We start from the raw sequence: 3,916 nt of genomic DNA on the forward strand, positions 1-3,916 counted from the left end.
GCCAGCCCCCGCCCTCGCCCACCCGCGCGGCGCCGGCCTCGGGGGTGCGGCGCGTGTGGGCGCGTTCGGCCGCCCCGCCCCCCCCCCCCCCCCGCCCCCCCCCCCCCCCCACGACCGACTCCTGCCCGGACGGTGGGCGCTCGTGCGCGGTGCCGACGTGCAGCACCGGCGCGCCGGTCGGTCCCGGCTCCCACTGCCCGGCCAGGTCGAGGTAGCGGCCCATCGCGACCAGCCGGTCGTCGTCGACGGGGTGGACCTGGTGCTCGGGGTCGAGCACGCCGTCCAGCGGAGGTCGTCCGGTCGGGGTGATCAGCACGAGGGCGGCCGGTGTCACGCCCCGGGCTTCGAGGCGACCGGCGACGGCACGGGCGAGCCACGCCCCCACCGACCGGCCGACCAGCGCGAACTCGCCCACGGCCGCTTCCGCGACGGCGTCGGTCAGCGCGTCCACCAGGGCTTCGGCGGTGGCGGGCAGCGGGCCGCCGGTGAAGCCGGGCAGCGGCACGGCGGTCACGTCCCGCATCGCCTCCAACGCGGCGGCGAACCGCGCGTACTCCTCCACGCCGGTGAACGCCAGCGCGGACGGCAGGCAGATCAACGCCGGCGGCACGAACCCGGTGGTGAGCTTGGCCGGCGTGACGTCGACCCGGTCGGCGAGCGGGCCGAGCCGCGCCGCGGTGGCCAGCAGCTCGACGCCGTCCCGCGGGCGGTCGACGTCGATGGCCTTGCGCAGCAGGGTTTCCAGCGGGCCCGCGTCCCGGTTGGCGGTGCCGCGCAGCTGCCCGTAGAGGTGGTTGGCCAGCTGGGCGGGTGTCGGGAAGTCGAACACGGCGGTCGCGGACAGCTGCAGGCCGGTGGCCGCGTTGAGCCGGTTGCGCAGCTCGATCGCGGTCAGCGAGTCGACGCCGTGGTCGCGGAACGCCTGCTGCGGGTCGGCGGTGAGCCGCGTGGTGTGGCCGAGGACGGAGGCGCTCTGCGTGTTGATCACGTCCAGCAGCAGGGCGCGCTGCTCGGGTTCGGCCAGTGCGGCGAGCCGGCCGAGCAGGTCGGACGGCGTGACCGCGGGCGCCTTCGCCCGCCGGGACCGCGCTTGGTCGCGCAGCAACGGCGTCTTGGCCGTGGCCGGGTCGAGGTGGGCGGGCACCAGCACGGGCACGTCGGCCGCGAGACCGACGTCGAGCAGCGCCAGCGCCCGGTCGGTCGGCAGGGCGAGCAGGCCCGCTCGGGCCAGGCGCAGCCGGTCGGCCTCGCCCAGGTGACCGGTGATGCCGCTCTCCTGCGCCCAGTAGCCCCAGGCCAGCGACACGGCGGGCAGGCCGAGCGCGTGCCGGTGGCGGGCCAGCGCGTCGAGGAACGAGTTGGCCGCCGCGTAGTTGGCCTGCCCGGGACTGCCCAGCACACCCGCCACGGACGAGAACAGCACGAACGCGTCCAGGTCGTGGGTCAGCTCGTGCAGGTGCCACGCCGCGTCCACCTTGGGCCGCAGCACGGCGTCCAGCTGGTCGGGGGTGAGGGAGGCGACCACGCCGTCGTCCACGATCCCGGCGGTGTGCACGACCACGCGCAGGTCGTCGATCGTGGCGAGCAGCCCGGCCAGGGCGTCCCGGTCGGCGACGTCGCAGGCGGCCACCGCGACGGTCGCGCCGAGGTCGGCCAGCGCGGTCCGGAGCTCCTCCGCGCCGGGGGTGGCGACACCACGGCGCCCGGCCAGGACCACGTGCCGCACGCCGTGGTCGGTGACGAGGTGGCGTGCGGTCAGGCCGCCGAGGACCCCGAACCCGCCGGTGATCAGCGCGGTGCCGCGCAGCGGGCGTGGCGTGCCGGCCACGGCGGACTTGGTGAGCCTGGGCGCCGACATCGCGCCGTCGCGCAGCCGCACTTGTGGTTCCGCTTGGGCGAACGCGGTGCGCACGGCGGCCGGGAGCGCCTGTCGGGACGCCTCCGTGTCGTCGTGGTCGACCAGCAGGAACCGGCCCGGGTGCTCGGTCTGCGCGCTGCGCACCAGGCCTTGGGCCGCCGCGAGGGGCAGGTCGTCGCCACTGGTGACGATCACCAGGCGGGTGTCGTCGGCCAGGGCCCGCTGCACGTCGTGGAGCACCTGCCGGGTGAGGGCGTGGGTCCGCTCGACCGGGTCTCCCGCGGTGCGCGCGAGGTCGCGGAGCTGCGCCGGCACGTCCGGCGCGTCGGTGATCGGCAACGGCGTCCAGTCGAGGGTGAACGGGGAGTCCGGGTGGCGGGCGACGGCGAGACCGCCCAGCTCGACGGGGCGCAGCACGAGCGAGTCGACGCCGGCCACCGGCGTGCCCGCGGTGTCGGTGACGTGCACCGCGTAGGTGTCCGGCGCGGTGGGCGACAGCACGACCCGCAGGGTGGCGGCCGTGCCGGTGATCGACACGCCCGTGAACGAGAACGGCAGCCTGGCCAGGCCCTGGCCGGGGCCGTCGACCTCGGCGGTGATGCCGGTGAGCAGGGTGAGCGGCTGGATCGCCGCGTCCAGCAGGGCCGGGTGGATGCCGTAGCCGGTCAGCTGCGCGTGGTCGGCGGGGAACGCGACCTCGGCGTGCAGGTCGTCGCCGTGCCGCCAGATGGCGCGCAGGCCCTGGAACGTCGGCCCGTAGTCGTAGCCCGCGTCGGCGAGCGTGTCGTACAGGGCGGCGATGTCGACCGGGGTGGCGTCGACCGGCGGCCACGTGGCGGGCCCGGTCGGCGGGGTGGCCGGTTCGGGGCGCAGGACGCCGGTGGCGTGGCGGGTCCAGTCGTCCGGCTCGGCGGGGGTGCGCGAGTGCAGCGTGACGGGGCGCCGCCCGTTCTCGTCCGGCGCGCCGACGGTGACCTGGACGTGCGCGGTGTCGTGCAGCGGGAGTGGCGCTTCGAGCACGAGTTCGGCCAGCACCGGGCAGCCGACGTGACCGCCGGCCCGCAACGCCAGCTCCACGAACCCGGTGGCGGGCAGCAGGGCCGTGCCGAGGACGGTGTGCTCGCCCAACCAGGGGTGCGCCGACCGGGCCAGCACGCCGGTCAGCACCACGCCCTGGCCGTCGGGCAGCGTCACCGAGGCCCGCAGCAACGGGTGGTCCAGCGCGTCGAGCCCCGCACCGGCCACGTCCGCGGGGACGCTCGGCACCAGCCAGAACCGTTCGCGTTGGAACGGGTAGGCGGGCAGGTCGAGGTGGACGGGCGGCGCCGGTGGACGCCAGTCCGCCCCCTGCTCCCAGACCCGGCCGAGCGCGGCGAGCACCCGTTCGGGCTCGTCGTGACCCCGCCTCATCACCCCATTCGGCACCAACGTGGGATGCGGCCCGACCTCCAACAACGCCGTCACACCATGGGCACGCAACCACTCCACACCATCGGCAAACCTCACCGACCCCCGCACCTGACGCACCCAATACCCGGCGTCGAACACCGTGCCTGCGGAAGGGTCCCCGCCCACATCAAACACCGTGCCTGCGGAAGGGTCCCCGCCCAGGGGATCCCTGTTTTCAACGCTACCCGAGCGGTCCGACAACACGGTCGACACGATCGGGATCTGTGGATAACCGAACGTCAGCCCATCAACGACCGCCGCGAACTCGGCCAGCATGGGGTCCATGTGAGCGGAGTGGAAAGCGTGGCTCACCGTCAGCCGCCGCGTCTCACGGCCCCGTTCCCGCCACAGCTCGGCGAGCCGCAGCACCGCGTCCTCGTCACCGGAGATCACCACCGCGTCGGGCCCGTTGACGGCCGCGATCTCGACACCCTGAGTCAGCTCGATTTCCGCCTCAGAAGCCCGGATCGACACCATCGCCCCACCCGGCGGCAACTCCTGCATCAAACGACCACGCGCCAACACCAACGTGCACGCATCATCCAAACTCAACACACCCGCAACATGCGCGGCGGCGATCTCACCCACCGAATGCCCGATCAGATAATC

General features: G+C 74.8%; 1 protein-coding gene and 1 pseudogene. Both read right to left on the bottom strand.

The window, feature by feature from the left end:
* Positions 1-3,268 (bottom strand): SDR family NAD(P)-dependent oxidoreductase (locus ABTZ99_RS44710; protein ID WP_499619241.1); only part of this gene is annotated, 3,268 nt, incomplete at its 3' end.
* 63 nt (positions 3,269-3,331) lie between these two features.
* A pseudogene (locus ABTZ99_RS44715) lies at positions 3,332-3,895 on the bottom strand (acyltransferase domain-containing protein); the annotation flags it as partial.
* Between the last annotated feature and the right edge of the window lie 21 nt (positions 3,896-3,916).

The sequence above is a fragment of the Actinosynnema sp. NPDC002837 genome (assembly GCF_040295345.1).
Taxonomy (GTDB): domain Bacteria; phylum Actinomycetota; class Actinomycetes; order Mycobacteriales; family Pseudonocardiaceae; genus Actinosynnema.